We start from the raw sequence: 18,331 nt of genomic DNA, 5'->3' as shown, positions 1-18,331 counted from the left end.
AGGTCAGATGACCGGCGGGCGGCCCAGCCTCGTCATCTGCCACACCGTGGACCAGCGCATCGGGCGCCGGTCGCCGCACGGGGTGCGGACGCCCTCCGCGAAGCCGCCGACCCAGGCCAGCAAGCCCTTCGGATCGCGGGTGCGGGCGAGGGTGAGCAGGGTCCAGGTGCCGAGGTAGGCGGGGACCAGGGGGAGGGGCAGGTTGCGCCGGGCCAGCCAGACGCGGTTGCGGGCCGTCATCCGGTAGTAGACCGCGTGCCGGGCGGGGCTCGTCTTCGGGTGCTGGAGGAGCAGCTCGGGGTCGTACTCCACCTTCCAGCCCGCGTCGAGTGCGCGCCAGGCCAGGTCCGTCTCCTCGTGGGTGAAGAAGAACTCCGCGGGCCACAGGCCGGTCTCCGCCAGCATCTTCATCGAGAACGCGTGGCCGCCGCCGAGGAACGCCGTGACCGGGCCGCCGCGCATCGGGTCGCCCGCCCGCAGGCGCGGCACGTGGCGGCGCTGCGTCTCGCCGGTCTCGTCGGCGATCCGGAAGCCGACGATGCCGAGCCGGTCGTCGGTCGCGAAGTGGTCCCGTACCCGGCGGAAGACGTCCTTGTCGACGAGCAGGCCGTCGTCGTCCAGCTCGATGACCACGTCCACGTCGCCGATCTCGGCGAGCCGGCGCAGTCCTGCGTTCCGGCCGCCCGGGCAGCCGAGGTTCTTCGGCAGCTCGATGGTGGTCACCCCGCCGTCGAGGTCCTCCAGGCCGGGCGTGGAGGCGTAGTCCGGGAGGGCCGTACCGTTGCCGATGATCACGAGCCGGGTGGGCCGGACGTCCTGCATGGCGACCGACGCCAGCAGCGCCTCGACCGCCTGCGGGCGGTCTCCCATGGTCACGATGGATACGCCGATGCGTGGTTCGGACACGTTCGGTACTCCTGGAACTCGGCTGCCGGTGGTCGGCTGCTGGTCGGCAGCGGTGCCCGCGATCGTAACGCCTCGGTGTTCAGTCCACTGTTACCGCCCGGCCATCTATTGGCCCGTCACCGTTCAGCAGCGCGTACACGGCCATGTCCCGTCGCTCGTCGCCCACCTGCTGCCAGCCGCGCAGCAGCCCCTCCCGCCGGAAGCCGATGTCCTCGGCGATCCGGGCGGATGCGGTGTTCCACGGCTCGATGTAGAGCTGCAGGCGCGGGACGCCGAGGTCGCGCAGGGCCCAGCCCGTCACCGTACGCAGGGCGGCGCGGGCGACGCCCTGGCCGCGGGCGGGGGCGGTGAGCCAGTAGCCGACGGAGGCGCGGCCCTCGGGCAGCTCCCCCAGCCAGAGGCCGATCGCCCCGACCGGGCGCCGGTCCCGGGAGCGCACGATCGCGAACGGGTACCCCGCGCCGGTGGCCGCGCGCTCCCACTGCCTGCGGACGAACGCCTCGGCGGCCGCGTCGGAGTAGCGGGCCGGGATGGTGGTGATGAGCGGGATGTACGGGTCGAGCGAGGCCTCGCGGACCAGCGGGAGGTCGCTCATCTCCCAGGGGCGCAGCACGAAGTCCGGGCCCGCGGACATGCTCGGAACGGTCAGCGGCTCGGGGCCGGGGCCGGGTGCGGGTGCGGGATCGGGATCGGGGGCGGGATCGGGGTTGGTTTCGGGGTGAGGCTCGGGCGCAGCCATGTCCGTGTCCTCCCGCTGTCGATCCTGCTCCGCTTTCCTGGGCCGGTCTCTCGCTTCTCCCGGCCGACCCCGCTCCCGTGCCGGCCCCGCTCCCGCACCGGTTCCGCTCCGTACGGTTCCGCTCCGCTCACCCGTCCGTCGGCCTCCGGTCCTCGCCCGTCAGGAAGTGGCCGGCCAGCAGGGCGCCCGCCAGGACCAGGGCGGAGTTGACGAGGATCGCGGTCGAGACGCCGGACAGTACCGCGCCGGCCCCGTCCGCGGCGCCCATCCTGGCGGTGACGACCGCGCTCATCACCGGAATGCCGAGGGTGATGCCGACCTGCTGGGTCATCGTCGCCAGCCCGGTGGCCCGGCCCTGCTCCTCGTCCGGCAGGCCCGAAGTGGCCGTGACCATGAAGCCGACGATCATCAGCATGTTGCCGACGCCGCCGACGAAGGTGGCTGCCAGCAGGAGCCAGATCCAGGCCCCGGACGTGCCGAGCGCCACGAGGGAGAGGGTGGCGGCTGCCTGGACGGTGCCGCCCAGGACGATGGTGCGGCGGTTGCCGAACCGGCCCACCGCCCGGCCGCCGAGCACACCGCCGACGACCGTGCCGAGGCCGAGCACGCCGAACGCGAGGCCGGTGGCGAGTGCGGAGTAGCCCAGGACCTCCTGGAGGTAGAGGGTCAGCAGGAAGACCAGCGAGGTTTCGGTGACGAAGGCGATCAGTCCGGCGGCGTTGCCCCAGACGACGCTGCGCCGCTTCAGGATGCTGATCGGGACGAGCGGGGCGGCGGCCCGCTGCTCGATGCGGACGAACGCGACCAGGAGGACGGCTCCGGCGGCCAGCGCGGCCAGGGTGGTCGGCCTGGTCCAGCCGGTCTCGCCGGCCTGGGTGAGCCCGAGCACGAGCAGCAGCAGGCCGCCGGTGACGGTCGCCGCGCCGGGCACGTCCAGCTTCGGGCGCTGCTGCGGCCTGGAGTCGCTGATCACGGACGGAGCCAGGAGCACGACCAGGGCCGCCACCGGTACGTTGATGAAGAAGGCCCAGCGCCAGGAGAGCAGGTCCGTCAGGAGCCCGCCGAGGATGGCCCCGGCGGTGAACCCGGCCGACATCAGGGCCCCGTTGAGTCCCAGCGCCCGTTCGCGCAGCGGCCCCTCCTTGAACGCGGTGGTCAGCAGCGCGAGTCCGGCCGGTGTGACGGCCGCGGTGGCCAGGCCCTGCAGCACCCGGGCGGTGAGCAGCACCTCGGGCGAGGTGGCGAGGCCGCCGAGTGCGGAGGAGAGGCCGAGGACGACCATGCCGCCGACGAACAGGTTCTTGCGCCCGACGAGGTCGGCGACCCGGCCGAACAGCAGCGTGAAGCCGGCGGCGGCGAGTGCGAAGGACGTGGCGATCCACTGGAGGTGGGCGAGGGAGAACCCGAGCCCTTCCCCGACGACGGGCAGCGCCACGTTCAGGATGGAGAAATCCACCGCGATCATGAATTGGGAGCCGAGCAGCAGGGCCAGCACGAGCTTCTGGCGGCTGGTCATCCGGGGACCCATGGCGGCGGGAGGACCGGTGGGACCCGCCGCGGGGCCGGTGGCGGAGGATGCGGTACTGGGTGTGGGCATGGCAGGGCGCCTTCCTGGCACGGGAAACGTTTAACGGATCTATGATTCCGTTAAGGTGGTGTCACCGTAACAGGGGAAGCGTCTTTAATGGAACTGGAGACCCGTTATGACTTCGGAAGGTGCTGGAGGCGTCGGCAACGGGGGCGTGGGGCCTGGGAGTGTGGAGCCCGGCACTGTGCGCCCCGGCGGCCGTACCGCCCGGGTGCGGGAAGCGGTACTGCGCGCGGCCGGTGACGCCCTGGCCGAGCACGGCTTCGACGGGCTCGACCTGGCCGACGTCGCCCGGCGGGCCGAGGTCGGCAAGACCACCGTCTACCGGCGCTGGTCCGCCCCCGCCGGGCTGGTGGCCGATCTGCTCGCGGACATGGCGGAGCAGTCGCTGCCGCGCGCGGACACCGGATCCCTGGCCGAGGACCTCAGGGCCAACGCCCGGCTCGTGGTCCGTACGCTGACCGACCCCCGCCAAGGGGCCCTCTTCGTGGCCGTCATCGCGGCCGCCGCCTGCGATCCACGCACCGCCGAGGCCCTGCACCGCTTCTACGCGGTGCGGATCGGCGAGTGGTCCGGCTGCGTCGAAGCGGCGGTCGCGCGCGGTGAACTGCCCGTCGGCACGGACCCGGGCGAGGTGATCGCGGCGGTGTCGGCGCCGCTGTATTACCGGCTGCTCGCCAGCGGCGCCCCGCTGGACGAGCCGGCCGCCGACCGCGCCGCCGCCGCGGCGGTCGCCGCCGCCCGGGCGGGGGTGTTCGTACGTTGAGGAGGGCGGGAACCCTTGGCGGGACCGGCTTCACGGCCCCCGGCGGCCCGTCGATAAAGTGCTGGGATGATATTCGGTAAAGCCGGGTTCGGGGGTGCCGTCGCCGACTTCGAGGCAGCGGTGACGGCGCAGGACGCCAAACGGTCCGGCAAGGCGTTCGTCCGTTTGCAGGAGACCTTCGGGCAGGCCAGGGAGTCGGAGCTGCGGGACGGCGGGCCGCGGCTCGCCGCCGTGCTGGATCAGGTGCCGCCCGGCCCGCGCGCCGTCGTCGCCGTGCTCGTCGGGGCCTGCGTCGAGCGCGGTGCGGAGGCCGTGCGCTGCGCACCGGGGGTGCTGGCCGGGCTGCGGTGGGCGCTGGAGCAGGCCCTGGAGTTCTCCGACGCGTGGGCCGCGACCGGGGGCGGCGCGTTCCCCGCTCCCGACGGCGGCGAACCGGGCCCGGAACTCGTGCAGCGGGCCGGTGTCGACGCGGCCTTCGGCTGGTGGACGCTTCCCCAGTGGGAGACGGCCGCGGTCGCGATGCTGAACCACCCCGGCGTGCGGCGGCGAGCGGCCGGCTCCCGGGGCGAGGCGCCGCGGCTGCTCCGCGCGGTGGAGCGGGCCTCCGGCATCGAGCTGAAGTCCCTCACCCACGCCCTCCTGGTGCTGGACGACGAACCGCTCGTCGCCCTCCACCGGACGAGCGGCACCGGCTACCTCCTGCGGATCTCGGGCATCGGGGACAACTTCCAGCTGCACACCCTGCTCGCCGACGCGCTCATCGGCGGCGGCCATGTGGAGGGCCGCGCGCCGTCGTCGCAGGAGGCGGCCGTCTGCCGGGAGACCCCCGGCCAGGTGGAGACGGAGGGCTCCTTCGACCTGGTGGCCCCGGACGGCGAACTGATCTGGAACGAAGGCGCCCCCGCCGACATACCCGTCGTCGACGGCGTCCGACTGCTGGTCCTGGACGAGCCGTCCTACCGGCGGACCTGGCCCGCGGGCCGCTTCTTCCCCGGCATGCGCGGTGACGCCCTGCTGGAGCGCGCCCTCGACCCGGGCGAGACGGAACGCTGGTACGCCCATGTCGCCCCGGCCAAGGACGCGACCGCGACCGGCTGAGCTGAGCCGAGCCCTCCTCGTACGTCGGTGGATCCCGCCGCCCCCAGCGGGCCGACCCCCCAGCGGGCCCCCCGAGCGGGCCGCCCCCCCCCAACGGGCCGGACCCACCAGCAGGCTGGGCCCCCCGGGGTGCCGGCCGGGCAGCCCTCAGCCGATCCGGGTGCCCGTTCCGCTGACCCGGACCCGGGCGTCGCCCGCGCGCAGTTCGACGGTGAGCGTGCCAGGGCGGCCCATGTCCGCCCCCTGCCGCAGGGTGAGTACGGCCGCCTCCGGTACGAGCCCCAGCTCGCGCGCGTACGCGCCGAAGGCCGCCGCCGCCGCGCCCGTCGCCGGGTCCTCGACGACCCCGCCCACCGGGAACGGGTCGCGGACGTGGAAGAGGTCAGGCCCCTCGCGGTACACCAGTTGCAGGGTGGTCAGGCCGAGCCGGCGCATCAGCGCCTCCAGCCGCGCGAAGTCGTAGTCCAGGTCCGCCAGCCGCTCCCGGGTGGCGGCGGCCAGCACCAGGTGCCGGGCCCCCGCGTAGGAGATCCGGGGCGGCAGGGCCGGGTCGAGGTCGGCGGCCGCCCAGTTCAGGGCCGCCAGTGCCTCCGCCAGGTCGGCCGGGGCGGTCTCCTCGACGTGCGGAGCCACGCTGGTGAGGGTGGCCCGGAGTTCGCCGCCCTCCCGGACGACGGAGACCGGGACCTGACCCGCGGGTGTGCTGAACTCCAGCTCGCCCGGTCCGTCCCGTTCGGCCAGCGCGAGGGCTGTGGCGACCGTGGCGTGGCCGCAGAAGGGCACCTCGGCCTTCGGGCTGAAGAAGCGGATCGTGTACGCGCCATCGCCGGTCCGCTCCGTCAGGAACGCCGACTCGCTGTAGCCCAGCTCCGCCGCGATCGCGAGCATCCGCGCCTCGTCAAGCCCGGCGGCGTCCAGGACGACGCCGGCGGGGTTCCCGCCCGCGGGGTCGGCGGAGAAGGCGGTGTAGCGCAGGATCTCAGGCTGGTGATCATGTGTCATGCAGCAGTCAACCGTGCCGCGGCCCCCGCCATTCCCGGGTCCGCGGGAAAGGGCTGGTCGCGGCCCCCCGTTCCGCGACCAGCCCTCCCCGTACGTGTCAGTGGCAGTTCTTGGCGCCCTTGTTGGCCTTGGTGGACTTCCCCCAGGAGCAGGAGTCCTGGAGCTTCCCGTTCGGCTTGATCAGCCGGGCCTTGTCGCCGGTGTTGTTCCAGACGTACGAGCCCCGGTTCCAGTGCACGGTGCCCGAGACGTTCTTGCCCTTGCCGGTACGGACCTTGACCGTCTTGCCCGCGCCGATGGAGTAGCTGCCGAAGGTGTAGGTGTAGCCGGTGTTGTCCTTCACCTTGAAGCCCTTGAGCTGGACCTTCTTCTTGCTGTTGTTGTGGATGTTCACCCACTCGGCGTTCAGCGACTTCTTCGACCGGTCGTCCTTGCCGGGGCCGTCGAACTGAACAGCCCCGAAGTGCAGCCCGCCCTGGTGGGCGGCCGCCGAGGCCGGTGCCGCCGTGGCGAGGAGCGAGCCGGCCAGGGCGGTGGCGGCGGCCAGGGCGATCGGCGCAGCGGTGCGTATGCGCATGCGGTGTTCCTTCTGTGTCGTTCTGGTGAAGGCGTAACAGGATGCGATCATACGGACAGCACGCGCTTGCTCGGCCACAGAGGGAGAAATCCGCAAATCCGGTAATCCGTTGGCGAGTTCGACCGGATGTGATCACATCCGGTCGCGGCCCCAGGCCCCGGATCCGGCCCGAGCCTCAGCCTCGTCCGACGTACGGCATGTTCGTCGCCATGACCGTCGCGAACTGGACGTTCGCCTCCAACGGCAGCTCCGCCATGTGCGCCACCGTCCGCCCCACGTCCGCCGCGGCCATCACCGGTTCCACCGCCAGCTCCCCGTTGGCCTGGAGGATCCCGGTCTGCATCCGCTCGGTCATCTCCGTCGCCGCGTTGCCGATGTCGATCTGGCCGCAGGCGATCCGGTAGGCGCGGCCGTCCAGCGACAGCGACTTCGTCAGCCCGGTGATCGCGTGCTTGGTCGCGGTGTACGCGATCGAGTGCGGACGCGGCGCATGGGCGGAGATCGAGCCGTTGTTGATGATCCGGCCGCCCTGCGGGTCCTGCTCCTTCATCAGCCGGTATGCCGCCTGCGCGCACAGGAACGCGCCCGTCAGGTTCACGTCCACCACTGCCCGCCAGTCCGCCACCGCGAGGTCCTCCAGCGGTACGCCGCCGGGGCCGAACGTGCCCGCGTTGTTGAACAGCAGGTCCAGCCGGCCGAACCGCTCCCGTACGGCGGCGAAGAGCGCGTCCACCTCGTCGGCGTCCGTCACGTCCGTGGTGACGCACAGCGCCTCGGTGTCCCCGGCGGCGGCCGCCGTCTGCGCCAGCGGCTCGGCCCGCCGGCCCGCGAGCGCCAGCGACCAGCCCCCGCTCGCGAGGGCGAGCGCGACGGCCCGCCCGATCCCCGATCCCGCACCCGTGACGACGGCGACCTTCCGGCCGGCCGGCCCGGTCCGGTCGGTCCCCCCGGTCCGGCCGGCCCGCTCGGACTGCTCTGTCTGCTCAGTGTTCATGGCCCGGCAGCGTACGGGACAGATCCGTGCACGGGGCACGCGGTGCTCATCGACCCGCCATGCGGATGTTGTGCACGCGACAACGGTGCGTCGTCCCCCATGGCTGCCATGAAGACCGACAGCATCCGGGCCGAGGAGGGGCATATGACAGCCGCACGGACCATCATGACGCCCGATCACAGCACCCGAGCCATCGAACTCCGCACCGCCGCCCGCGTACTGGAACCAGGGGTGGGCCGTCGGCGCTTCCTGACCACCACCGGGGCCGCCGCCGCGCTCGCCTTCGCCGTCAACCTGCCCGCCGCCGGCACGGCGAGCGCCGCCGAACTCGACGCCCGCCGGATCGCCGAGGACCCCTTCACCCTCGGCGTCGCCTCCGGCGACCCGCACCCCACGTCCGTCCTGATCTGGACCCGGCTCGCCCCCCGCCCCTACGAGCCGGGCGGCGGACTGCCGAACGGCCGGGTCGAGGTGCGCTGGGAGATCGCCCGCGACGAGCGCTTCCGCCGCGTCGAGCGGCGCGGATCGGTCACCGCCCACCCCGAGTTCGCCCACAGCGTCCGCGCCGAGGTCCAGGGCCTCGGCTCCGGGCGGGTCTACTACTACCGCTTCCGCACCGGCAACTGGACCAGCCCGGTCGGCCGCACCCGTACCGCCCCGGCCCCCGGAGCCCGTAACAGCTCCCTCACCCTGGCCGCCGTCTCCTGCCAGGCGTACCACGACGGGTACTTCACCGCCCACCGCCACCTCGCCGCCGAGGACGTCGACGTGGTCTTCCACCTCGGCGACTACCTCTACGAGTACGCCGTCAACGCCACCGGCGGCGCCCGCAACTACACCGACCGCACCCTCCCCGCGCACTACAACCGCGAGACGCAGAACCTGGAGGACTACCGGCTGCGCTACGCCCTCTACAAGTCCGACCCGGACCTGCGCGCCGCCCACGCCGCCCACCCCTTCGTCGTCACCTGGGACGACCACGAGACCGAGAACAACTACGCGGGCGAGATCCCCGAGAACGACGTCACCCCCGAGGAGTTCCTGCTGCGCCGGGCCGCCGCGTACCGCGCGTACTGGGAGAACCAGCCGCTGCGCACCCCGCAGCGCCCCACCGGACCCGACATGCGGCTCTACCGCCGCCTGACGTTCGGCCGGCTCGCCCAGTTCGACATCCTCGACACCCGCCAGTACCGCAGCGACCAGGCGTACGGAGACGGCTGGCGCACCCCCGGCCCCGAGTCCGAGGACCCCGCGCGCACCCTGACCGGGGCCACCCAGGAACGCTGGCTGATCGACGGCTGGCGGGCCTCGAACGCCACCTGGAACGTCGTCCCGCAGCAGGTCACCTTCGCCCGGCGGCGCGACGTGCCCACCGACGCCTACAAGCTCTCCATGGACTCCTGGGACGGTTACCCCGCCTCCCGGCAGCGCGTGCTCGCCGGGGCCGAGGCCGCCGGGGTGGACAACCTCATGGTCCTCACCGGCGACGTCCACGTCTCCTACGCCTTCGACCTGAAGAAGGACTTCGACGACCCCGCGTCGCGCACCGTCGGCACCGAGATCGTCACCACCTCCATCGCCAGCGGCAAGAACGGCGCGGACCGGCCCGCCAACTGGGAGAACCAGACCCGGGCCAACCCGCACCTCAAGCACTACAACGGGCGGCGCGGCTACGCCCTCGTCACCCTCGGCACGCGGGAGGCCCGCGCCGACTTCCGTACGGTGGCGGCCGTCACGACCCCCGGGGCGCCCCTCGCCACGGCGGCCTCGTTCGTCACGGAGGCCGGGAACCCGGGGCTCACGCCCGCGTAACGGGGCTCAGCGGTCCGCCGGGTAGCGGACGCCGATGCGGTCCCGTACCGCGTCGAGCGTCCGCATCACCGCCAGCGAACCCTCCAACGGAACGAGCGGGGACTCCAGCTCGCCCGCCCGCACCGCGCGCCCCACCTCGACGGCCTCGTACTGCATGCCCGAGAGTCCCTGCGGCCCCGGCCCCGAGGTGATCGTCTCCGGCTCCTCGCCCGCCCGCCGCAGCACGAAGTGGTCCGGGTGGAAGAAGTCGCGCGGGATGTCGATCCGTCCGGCCGTCCCGATCACGGTGGCCGCCGTCGGGTGGTGGCCGACGATCGAGCAGGACAGCAGCGCGTTCGCGCCGGAGTCCCAGCCCAGCAGCATCCCCGTGTTCAGGTCCACGCCCTCCGGCGACAGCAGCGCGTCCGCGCGCACCCGGTCCGGCTCGCCCAGCAGCAGATGCGCGAACGACACCGGATAGACCCCGAGATCCAGCAGGGCCCCGCCGCCCAGGTCCGGGTCGCGCAGCCGGTGGCCGGGACCGAAGTCGCCCGCGAAGCCGAAGTCCGCCTGTACGGTGCGGATCTCGCCGATCGCCCCGTCCCGGACCAGCTCGGTCAGCCGGCGGACCACCGGGTTGAGATAGGTCCACATGGCCTCCATCAGGAACAGGCCGCGGTCCCGGGCGAGCGCCACCAGCTCCTTCGCCTCCCGGCTGTTGAGCGTGAACGCCTTCTCGCACAGCACGTGCTTTCCGGCCCGCAGCGCCAGCCCGGCCGCCGCGTGGTGCGCCGAGTGCGGGGTGGCCACGTACACCACGTCCACCGCGTCGTCGGCGACCAGCTCCGCCCAGCTGCCGTAGGCCCGGGCGATCTCGTGGCGCTCGGCGAAGGCCCGCGCCGAGGACTCCGTGCGCGAGGCAACGGCCACCACCTCGGCGTCGGGGAGTCTCTGTACGTCCGCCGTGAAGGTCGCGGCTATGCCGCCCGTCGCCAGCACACCCCAGCGCACCGTCCCACCCATGCCCGTCACCCCAGCCCGCCCGAAAAAGGTATCGACCACTCCGGCCGAGCTGAGAGCATAGATGCGGATTCAACGATGTGGAGATGAGAATGCCGGACAGCGGCGGCGACCGGGCCCAGCGAGCACACATACCCACCTCCGGGACCCGTCCCGGAACCGACGACGCCACGGCCGTCCCGCACGGGGACGCGGGCGCCCTCTCCGTCGACCCGGCCGCCCCTCAGATCACCGCCCCCGCCGGGCTCCCGGGAACCCCCGGACTCCCGCACGCCGTCGGCCTCCCCGGCCCGGCGGCGAAGGCGACCCGGCGCACCGGACTCCTGGTCACCCTGGTCCTCGGCGGGCTCACCGCCCTGCCGCCGCTGTCCATGGACATGTACCTCCCGGCGCTCCCCGCCGTCACCGACTCCCTGGGCGCACCCGCCGCCACCATCCAGCTCACCCTGACCGCGTGCCTGGCCGGGATGGCGCTCGGCCAGCTCGTCGTCGGGCCGATGAGCGACCGCTGGGGCCGCCGCACGCCGCTGCTCCTCGGCATGGTCGTCTACGTCCTCGCCACGGCGATCTGCGCCCTCGCCCCGACCGCCGAACTCCTCATCGGCTTCCGCCTCCTCCAGGGGCTCGCGGGCGCGGCCGGCATCGTCATCGCGCGGGCCGTGGTGCGCGACCTCTACGACGGCGTGGAGATGGCCCGCTTCTTCTCCACCCTGATGCTGATCTCCGGCGTCGCCCCGGTCATCGCACCCGTGATCGGCGGACAGGTGATGCGGTTCACCGACTGGCGGGGCATCTTCGTCGTGCTGACCGCCGTCGGCGTCGCGCTCACCCTGGTCGTGGCGAAGTGGCTGCACGAGACGCTGCCGCCCGCCGACCGGCACACCGGCGGCGTCACCGACGCCCTGCGCACCATGCGCGGGCTGCTCGCCGACCGGGTCTTCACCGGCTACATGATCGCGGGCGGGCTCGCGTTCGCCGTCCTGTTCGCGTACATCTCCGCCTCCCCGTTCGTCGTGCAGGAGATCTACGGGGCCTCGCCGCAGACCTTCAGCCTGCTCTTCGGGATCAACTCGATCGGTCTGATCGCCGTCGGACAGATCAACGGCAAGCTGCTCGTGGGCCGGTTCCGCCTCGACAAGGTGCTCGGCTTCGGCCTCGCGGTGATCCTGCTGGCCGCCGTCGCCCTGCTGCTCATGACGACCGGCGTCTTCGGCGAGGTCGGGCTCGTGCCGGTCGCCGCCGGGCTGTTCGTGCTGATGTCGGCGATGGGGCTCGCGATGCCGAACACCAACGCCCAGGCCCTCATGCGGACCAAGCACGCGGCGGGCTCCGCCTCCGCGCTGCTCGGCACGTCCTCGTTCCTCATCGGCGCGATCGCCTCCCCGCTGGTCGGCATCGCGGGGGAGGACACGGCCGTCCCGATGGCGCTGGTCCAGGTGGTCTGCGCGGTGGCGGCGGTGGGCTGCTTCCTGCTCCTGTGCCGCCCCTGGCAGCGCGCGGGGCGCGACGCCGACGGCCTCTGACGCGGCGGTCGGGGAGGGCTCAGCCCGTGCGCGGGTAGCCGATCAGATGCGTGCGGTCCTGCCGGTCGGTCCAGCGGAACACCCCGACCCCGGTCGTCTCCGTCCCCGGCAGCCGCGCGTTCCGCGACAGCCGCTCGGTGGTCCAGGTGGCGAAGTCCATCGCGACCGGGAGCCCGCCGCCGGCCAGCGCCTCGGAGGCGTCGCGCGCGTTCTCCGCCCCGTACGCGATGCCGTCGTCCGTCACCGTGGCCAGCGTCAGACGCGCGGCCCCGCCCTCGTCCTCGAAGCAGCGGCCCTGCTTCGCCTCCAGGTCGAAGGCCAGGTTCCCGGCGATCAGGTAGTCGCCCGAGGGGGAGAGGACCGCCTGCGGATGGCGCCCCGGCTTTATGGCGGGCTTGTGGCACTCCACCGAGGTCAGCACCTCGCCGGTCGCCGCGTCGTGCACCGCCCACAGCTCATGGGTCCCCGCCCGCTTCGTCTTCTTCGCGGGCTCCCACTTCGCCAGCACCTGGTCCGGGGTCGTCGACGTCACCACACCGCTGCCCCGGTCGGTCCCCTTGGGCGCGACGTTCCGGCTGAACCAGCCGCCGCGCACCCAGAACTCCCGGGCCCCGCCCAGCAGCAGCCCCTCGGCGGTCTGCCCGTGCACCTCGGTGAGCTGCTTGCAGGCCGGGCAGCCCTCGGGGTACTTCAGCTCGTCCGCGCCCAGCTCGGAGACCTCACCGGTGACCGGGTCGACCAGGGTGCTGTTCGCCTTCGCGTCGCTGATCACGATGGACGGCCCGGTCGTGCGCACGTTCGGTGCCCCGGACCACGGCACCTCGACGCGCTGCCGGTTCCCGTTCGTCACGTCGTACAGATCGAGGGCGAGGAAGGTGCTCGCCGGGGACAGCCCGTCGCCGGCCTTCCCGTAGGACCAGGTCACGAAGAACTGCCGGTCGTCCTTGGTCACCGTGGCGAGCTTGGGGTAGTGCGGCGGGTCCGGTGGCGTCCAGGCCCTGCCCCGCCAGCCCAGCTCACCGGTGGCCGTGTCGACGGTGCGCAGCCGGTAGCGGTTCTCCCCGGACCGCTCCAGATAGGCCAGCAGGCCCGTCGCGTGGGAGACGGCGACATCGGGGGAGGAGCCGATGATCTCCCAGCCCCGGTCCGTCGCGTACTCCGGGGGAACGGTCAGCCGGGTCACCGGCCCCGCGCTCGGCAGCACCGGCTCCGCCGTCGGGGTGGCCGCGCCGTCCTGCTTCTCGTCGTCCTCGGGATTGCTGCCGCAGGTCGCCAGCAGAAGGAGCAGGGCGAGAAAGACCACCCCGCCGACCAGCGCCAGCCGCACGATCTTCTGCCTCATGGCTCCCCCGCTGGACCATCTTGATCTGGTGCCGTGCACGCGCGGGTCAGCGTAGCAACAGGCCTCTGGAGGAATGGAGTTCGCCGGACTCCTGTTCCGTACCGGTTACGTGAACCCTTCGTGCGGGCCCGTCCCGCGCGCACGTGACGGCGTACCCCGTCCGGCCCCGGCGGAAGCGGAATGCGGCCGCCGGGTCGCCTCCGCCTACAATTCGTCGGTGAACGTCACCCTCCCCACCGCACAGTCCCTGCGCGCGGCACTGGCCGGGCTGCTCGACGGACTGCCGCCCAAGCAGGCCCAGCAGGCCGTCGACCGGCTGATCGCCAGCTACCGCGGGGAGACCCCGACGAACGCCCCGATCCTGCGGGACCGCTCCGACGTCGTCGCGTACGCCGCGTACCGGATGCCCGCCACCTTCGAAGCCGTACGCTCCGCTCTCGACGCCCTCGTCGAGGCCGCGCCCGGCTGGTCGCCCGCCACCCACACCGACGTCGGCGGCGGCACGGGCGCGGCGAGCTGGGCGGTGGCGGGGGCCTGGGAGGGGGCGGCCACGACCGTCCTGGACTGGGCGGAGCCGGCCCTCGCGCTCGGCCGTGAACTGGCCGGGGCGTCCGGTGTGCCGGCCCTCCGCGACGCGCGCTGGCAGCAGGCCCGGATCGGCGCGGCACTGGAGCTGGAGCCGGCCGACCTGATCACGGTCAGCTACGTCCTCAAGGAGCTGACGGCCGCCGCCAGGACCGAGCTGGTCGACGCGGCCGCCGGGGCCGGGCAGGCCGTGGTGATCGTGGAGCCCGGCACCCCCGACGGATACGCCCGGATCATCGAGGCCCGCGACCGGCTGATCGCCGCCGGGCTGCGGATCGCGGCCCCCTGCCCGCACAGCGACGCCTGCCCCATCGAGGCCGGATCCGACTGGTGCCACTTCTCGGCCCGGGTCAGCCGCTCCTCGCTGCACCGGCAGGTCAAGGGCGGCTCGCTCAGCCACGAGGACGAGAAGTTCAGCTACGTCGTCGCCACCCGCTTCCCCACCGCCCCGGCGCCCGCCCGGGTCACCCGCAGGCCGCAGATCCGCAAGGGCCTGGTCCAGCTGGAGCTGTGCACCCGCGACGAGCAACTGACCCGCTCCACGGTCACCAAGCGCCACGGCGAGCTGTACCGGGCGGCCAGGGACGTCGCCTGGGGCGATCCCTGGCCGCCGGAGAGCACCGGCTGACGACAGGCTAGGACCGCAGCTCCTGCGTGCAGCACTTCACGCTGCCGCCGCCCTTGAGCAGCTCGCCCAGGTCCATCGGGATCGGTTCGAAGCCCCGGTCCCGCAGCGGGTCGAGCAGCCCCGTCGCGCCCTGCGGCAGCAGCACATGACGCCCGTCGCTCACCGAGTTGAGCCCGAACGCCGCCGCGTCCGCCTCCCGGGCGAGCAGCGCGTCCGGGAACAGCCGGCGCAGCACCGCCCGGCTGCCGGCGGAGAAGGCGTCCGGGTAGTACATGATCTCGTCGGCCGCCGCGTCCAGCACACACAGCGCGGTGTCCAGGTGGTAGTAGCGCGGATCCACCAGATCGAGCCCGATGACCGGCAGCCCGAAGAACTCCTGGGCCTCCATGTGCGAGAGCGGGCTGGAGCGGAAGCCGCGCCCGGCCAGCAGATACGAGGCGGTGACGGCGAAGTCCCCCTCGCCCTCGTTGACGTGCTCCGGCTCGTGGACCTCGGTGAAGCCGTGCTCCCGGAACCAGTCCCGGTGGGCCCCGGCCTCCTCGAACCGCTCCCGGTACGCGAACAGCGCGCCGAGCACCCGGCCGCCGATCACCGTGGCGCCGTTGGCGGCGAAGACCATGTCCGGCAGATCGGGGCGGGGAGTGAGCAGCTCGACGGTGTGGCCGAGGGAGCGGTAGCGGTCGCGCAGGTCCTCCCACTGGGTCTGGGCCAGCGGCAGGTCGACCGGCTTGGACGGGTCCATCCACGGGTTGATGGAGTAGGTGACCCGGAAGTGCGCCGGCGCGCACATCAGGTAGCGACGAGGGGTGGCGTCACGGTTCAATTCGGGCTCCTCGCGAACGGCGGCCGGGGCCGCGGAACGGTGGGATGCGCACGGTCTGTGCGTGAGCCCATGGTGCGCCGTGCGCGCCGGATCCGCAGTGAACCGATCGGGTATTTCACCGGACCGCCCGGCTGTGGCCGCTTTTCGGTCAACGGGCCGGAGGGCGGCAAGACGATACGTATCGGCTCGTGCGGCGGTAGATTGACCGCATGGCACCCACGAAGGCACCCGACTCCAGCCGCCGCAGCGACCGCTCCCGCCGCGCCATCCACGACGCCGCCCTCGCCCTGGTCACGGAGGTGGGCTACCGGCGCACGACGATCGAGGGTATCGCCGCCCGCGCCGGGGTCGGCAAGCAGACCATCTACCGCTGGTGGCCGTCCAAGGCCGCCGTGCTGATGGACGCCTTCCTGGACCTGGCGGGCCGGACCGCCGGGGAGCCGGGGGCCGGGTCCGGGGCGGCCGGGCAGCCCGGCGAGGATGCGCAGGGCATTCCCGACAGCGGTGACCTGGTCGCCGACCTCAAGCTCGTCCTGCGGGCCACCGTCGACGAGCTGAACGACCCCGCGCTGGAGGCCCCCACCCGCGCGCTGACCGCCGAGGGCATCGTGGACGCGAAACTCGGCGCCGAATTCGTCCACAAACTGCTCGATCCGCAGCTCGCGCTGTACGTCGGGCGCCTGCGGGCCGCCCAGGAGGCCGGGCACGTCCGCGCCGACGTCGACCCGCGGATCGCCCTGGAGCTGCTCATCGGCCCGCTGATGCACCGCTGGCTGCTCAGGACCCTGCCGCTCACCCACGCGTACGCCGACGCGATCGTCGACTACGCGGTCGGCGGGCTCGCCCCGCGGCCGTGACCCCGGACCCGCCGTCCTATCCGTTATGTGGTGACATCGGGCGTGATGGTGCTCACTCGGCGCAGTGGTACACGGCCCCGCTGGTGAACTCTGGCCACCCGAACCGCAGGATGGTGCGACCATGGACAGGCAACGCTGAGGTGAACTGCTGAGGTGAGGGGATAGATGGGCGCCGATTCCGGCCGTTTCCGCGGCACAGAGAGCAGGATCTCCCAGTGGCTGCGGCGACGTCCCAAATCACCGGGGGCCGAGGGCGACGAGACGGCCAGAGTGGCGCTGCTCCTGGCGGTCGCCGACGCGGGCATGCCGATCGCCCCCGCCGCCCACCCCCTCGGATACCGATGTTCGTGCGAACGCATCGGCTGTCCCACCCCCGCCCGGCACCCCGTCTCCTTCGCCTGGCAGACGCAGTCGACCACCGACCGCTCCCAGATCGAGCGCTGGGCCGCCGGCCAGCCGCAGGCCAACTTCATCACCGCGACCGGCATGATCCACGACGTGCTGGACGTCCCGCTCACCGCCGGCCGCAGCGCCCTGGAGCGCCTGCTCGACGCGGGCATCGACGTCGGTCCGGTCGCCCAGTCCGGCGAGGACCGGATGCTCTTCTTCACCGCCACCCGCGGCACCCCCGAGGACGAGGACGAGTGGTGGCCCTGCGAGCTGGACTGCCACCCCGAGACCATGGACGCCCATCCGGGCCTGCGCTGGCACTGCCGCGGCAGCTACGTCCTCCTGCCGCCCGCCCGGCTCCCCGGTGAGCTGGACGTCCACTGGGTGCGCGGCCCCGAGCACGAGCTGCCCGACCCGCTGACCCTCCTGGAGACGCTCACCGACGCCTGCGCGCGGTACGCGGGCAGTGCCGAGCAGAGCGAGCTGGACCACGACGCGATCGCCTGGCCGCTGAGCCGCTGAGCGCTGGCCGCTGAGCGGTTGAGCGCTGAGCCGCTGTTCGACCGCCTGCCGCTCGGTTGCGCGGCGTCGCCGGGCCGCCGCTGGCCCGGCGGCCCGCGCCGCTATTCGCCCTTCGCCGCGACCAGGCCCGGCAGCCGGTTCAGCATCCGCACCTTGCCACCGGAGCCCGCATCCGCACCGGAGCCGGCCCCCGCGGCGCGCGGCGGCACGTGCACCAGCTGGCTGGAGACCCGCTCCTTGGTGAGGCTGCTGTTCACCTCGCCGGTGAGGAGCGCCTTCACGTCCGCGGTGACCTCGGGCCGCAGCCCCTCCGCCGCGGTCTGCCGCTCGAAGTGCTTGCTGCTGAAGAAGACCAGCGCCCCGCCGTCCTCGGTGCGCAGCCCGAGCGGTGCGAACGTGCCGCCCGTCAGCGGCTGGTCGACGTACTGGTACGAGAACCCCGCCCGCCGCGTGGTGCGGCGCGTCTCGCGCCAGCCCGAGGTCGCCGTGGACGGCACGAACACGTCCGGGGAGCCGTTCTGCAGATAGCCGGCGTACGAGGAGCTGAGGTCCGCGGGCGCGACGGCCAGCGCGTCGCCCGCAGGCTCCACCGGGGAGGCGAGCCCGTCCCCGTCCAGGGTGAACTCCGGCACCTGGGACGCCGGAAGGACCCCGAGATAGGCCGCCTTCCACAGCGCGTCGGGGCTTGAGCGGACGAACACCACCAGCCAGCGGGTGTCCAGCTTCCCGCCGTCCTGGTCCCGGTTGGAGTCGGTGTCCGCGACGAACCAGCGGGGCCAGCCCGCCTTCTTGGGGATGATGTAGGTGGCGTCGTCCAGCACCAGCGGCTGGTGTGCCTTGTTGCCGCCGGGGTTGTACGTCTGCCGCGCCTTCAGCCCGGCCTGGTTGATCGCGCCGAGCGAACCCGTCACCCGGTCCGCGTCCAGCGCCGGATCGAACGCCTTGTCCGCCGCGTTGTAGGCGTCGGTGAAGTCCTTGAGCGCCTGCGCCGCCTCGGGCTTCTTCGCGCCGGGGAGCACTTCCAGCTCCCCGTGCACCGTCACACAGCCGCTCGCCGTCACGCACAGCACCGTCGCCGTCGCGAGCCCCGCCGTCAGCCGACCCAGCCCAGGGTGTCTCGTCATCCGTTGCTTCTGCGCCTTCTGATCCGTCGCCCGCACTGACCGTCGAAACCCTACCG

General features: G+C 73.0%; 17 protein-coding genes. 7 read left to right on the top strand and 10 right to left on the bottom strand.

Annotated features, from left to right (window positions below):
• Positions 1-3 precede the first annotated feature (3 nt).
• From ACFWRV_RS00485 to ACFWRV_RS00475, 3 genes are all read right to left on the bottom strand, one after another.
• Positions 4-906, bottom strand: coding sequence for a glycosyltransferase family 2 protein (locus tag ACFWRV_RS00485; RefSeq protein WP_384326364.1), 903 nt, complete (start codon positions 904-906; stop codon positions 4-6).
• Between the two features lie 79 nt (positions 907-985).
• Positions 986-1,645, bottom strand: a complete 660-nt coding sequence (locus ACFWRV_RS00480) for a GNAT family N-acetyltransferase (protein WP_384326362.1) — start codon at positions 1,643-1,645, stop codon at positions 986-988.
• 127 nt (positions 1,646-1,772) lie between these two features.
• On the bottom strand, positions 1,773-3,242 hold the full coding sequence (locus ACFWRV_RS00475; RefSeq protein ID WP_384326360.1) for an MFS transporter: 1,470 nt from the start codon (positions 3,240-3,242) through the stop codon (positions 1,773-1,775).
• A gap of 106 nt (positions 3,243-3,348) precedes the next feature.
• Between ACFWRV_RS00475 and ACFWRV_RS00470 the strand changes: the two genes are divergently transcribed.
• Both ACFWRV_RS00470 and ACFWRV_RS00465 read left to right on the top strand, forming a co-directional pair.
• Positions 3,349-3,999, top strand: coding sequence for a TetR/AcrR family transcriptional regulator (locus ACFWRV_RS00470; protein ID WP_384326358.1), 651 nt, complete (start codon positions 3,349-3,351; stop codon positions 3,997-3,999).
• Positions 4,000-4,065: 66 nt separating this feature from the next.
• A complete protein-coding gene (locus tag ACFWRV_RS00465; RefSeq protein ID WP_384326357.1) occupies positions 4,066-5,097 on the top strand; it encodes a hypothetical protein in 1,032 nt (343 codons plus the stop codon).
• A 147-nt stretch (positions 5,098-5,244) separates the two neighbouring features.
• On the opposite strand, the gene ACFWRV_RS00460 is transcribed toward ACFWRV_RS00465, so the two are convergent.
• The 3 genes from ACFWRV_RS00460 to ACFWRV_RS00450 all read right to left on the bottom strand — a co-directional run bounded on the left by ACFWRV_RS00460 (position 5,245) and on the right by ACFWRV_RS00450 (position 7,670).
• Entirely contained in the window at positions 5,245-6,099 is an 855-nt protein-coding gene (locus ACFWRV_RS00460; RefSeq protein ID WP_384326355.1) for a PhzF family phenazine biosynthesis protein, read from the bottom strand.
• Positions 6,100-6,196: 97 nt separating this feature from the next.
• Entirely contained in the window at positions 6,197-6,676 is a 480-nt protein-coding gene (locus ACFWRV_RS00455) for a lamin tail domain-containing protein (RefSeq protein WP_384326353.1), read from the bottom strand.
• 175 nt (positions 6,677-6,851) lie between these two features.
• Complete coding sequence (locus ACFWRV_RS00450) at positions 6,852-7,670, bottom strand: SDR family oxidoreductase (RefSeq protein WP_384326351.1); 819 nt, start codon at positions 7,668-7,670, stop codon at positions 6,852-6,854.
• Positions 7,671-7,814: 144 nt separating this feature from the next.
• On the opposite strand from ACFWRV_RS00450, the gene ACFWRV_RS00445 reads away from it, so the two are divergent.
• Positions 7,815-9,482, top strand: coding sequence for an alkaline phosphatase D family protein (locus ACFWRV_RS00445; RefSeq protein WP_384326688.1), 1,668 nt, complete (start codon positions 7,815-7,817; stop codon positions 9,480-9,482).
• Between the two features lie 6 nt (positions 9,483-9,488).
• On the opposite strand, the gene ACFWRV_RS00440 is transcribed toward ACFWRV_RS00445, so the two are convergent.
• Positions 9,489-10,484 carry a Gfo/Idh/MocA family protein gene (locus tag ACFWRV_RS00440; RefSeq protein WP_384326350.1) on the bottom strand — a complete coding sequence of 332 codons (996 nt, stop codon included), beginning with the start codon at positions 10,482-10,484 and terminating at the stop codon, positions 9,489-9,491.
• Positions 10,485-10,573: 89 nt separating this feature from the next.
• Here ACFWRV_RS00440 and ACFWRV_RS00435 point away from each other — a divergent pair, with 89 nt between their 5' ends.
• The gene (locus ACFWRV_RS00435; protein ID WP_384326686.1) at positions 10,574-12,004 is read left to right on the top strand and encodes a multidrug effflux MFS transporter; all 1,431 of its coding nucleotides are present in this window, start codon (positions 10,574-10,576) and stop codon (positions 12,002-12,004) included.
• Positions 12,005-12,023: 19 nt separating this feature from the next.
• On the opposite strand, the gene ACFWRV_RS00430 is transcribed toward ACFWRV_RS00435, so the two are convergent.
• Positions 12,024-13,346 carry a hypothetical protein gene (locus ACFWRV_RS00430; protein ID WP_384326349.1) on the bottom strand — a complete coding sequence of 441 codons (1,323 nt, stop codon included), beginning with the start codon at positions 13,344-13,346 and terminating at the stop codon, positions 12,024-12,026.
• A gap of 217 nt (positions 13,347-13,563) precedes the next feature.
• Here ACFWRV_RS00430 and ACFWRV_RS00425 point away from each other — a divergent pair, with 217 nt between their 5' ends.
• Positions 13,564-14,559: a small ribosomal subunit Rsm22 family protein gene (locus ACFWRV_RS00425; RefSeq protein WP_384326347.1), complete on the top strand. Its 996-nt coding sequence runs from the start codon at positions 13,564-13,566 to the stop codon at positions 14,557-14,559.
• A 7-nt stretch (positions 14,560-14,566) separates the two neighbouring features.
• Here the strand turns inward: ACFWRV_RS00425 and ddaH are convergent, their stop codons facing one another.
• Positions 14,567-15,496 carry a dimethylargininase gene (ddaH, locus tag ACFWRV_RS00420; protein ID WP_384326684.1) on the bottom strand — a complete coding sequence of 310 codons (930 nt, stop codon included), beginning with the start codon at positions 15,494-15,496 and terminating at the stop codon, positions 14,567-14,569.
• A gap of 95 nt (positions 15,497-15,591) precedes the next feature.
• On the opposite strand from ddaH, the gene ACFWRV_RS00415 reads away from it, so the two are divergent.
• Positions 15,592-16,239, top strand: coding sequence for a TetR/AcrR family transcriptional regulator (locus ACFWRV_RS00415; RefSeq protein WP_384326345.1), 648 nt, complete (start codon positions 15,592-15,594; stop codon positions 16,237-16,239).
• 165 nt (positions 16,240-16,404) lie between these two features.
• Positions 16,405-17,151 (top strand): bifunctional DNA primase/polymerase, encoded by a 747-nt coding sequence (locus ACFWRV_RS00410; RefSeq protein WP_384326343.1) that lies wholly within the window; start codon positions 16,405-16,407, stop codon positions 17,149-17,151.
• Between the two features lie 101 nt (positions 17,152-17,252).
• On the opposite strand, the gene ACFWRV_RS00405 is transcribed toward ACFWRV_RS00410, so the two are convergent.
• Positions 17,253-18,275, bottom strand: a complete 1,023-nt coding sequence (locus ACFWRV_RS00405; protein ID WP_384326341.1) for a hypothetical protein — start codon at positions 18,273-18,275, stop codon at positions 17,253-17,255.
• Between the last annotated feature and the right edge of the window lie 56 nt (positions 18,276-18,331).

Source organism: Streptomyces sp. NPDC058576 (genome assembly GCF_042718715.1).
Lineage (GTDB): Bacteria > Actinomycetota > Actinomycetes > Streptomycetales > Streptomycetaceae > Streptomyces.
The sequence above is the reverse complement of the archived record's forward strand: the minus strand, read 5'-3'. Positions and strand labels throughout refer to the sequence as shown.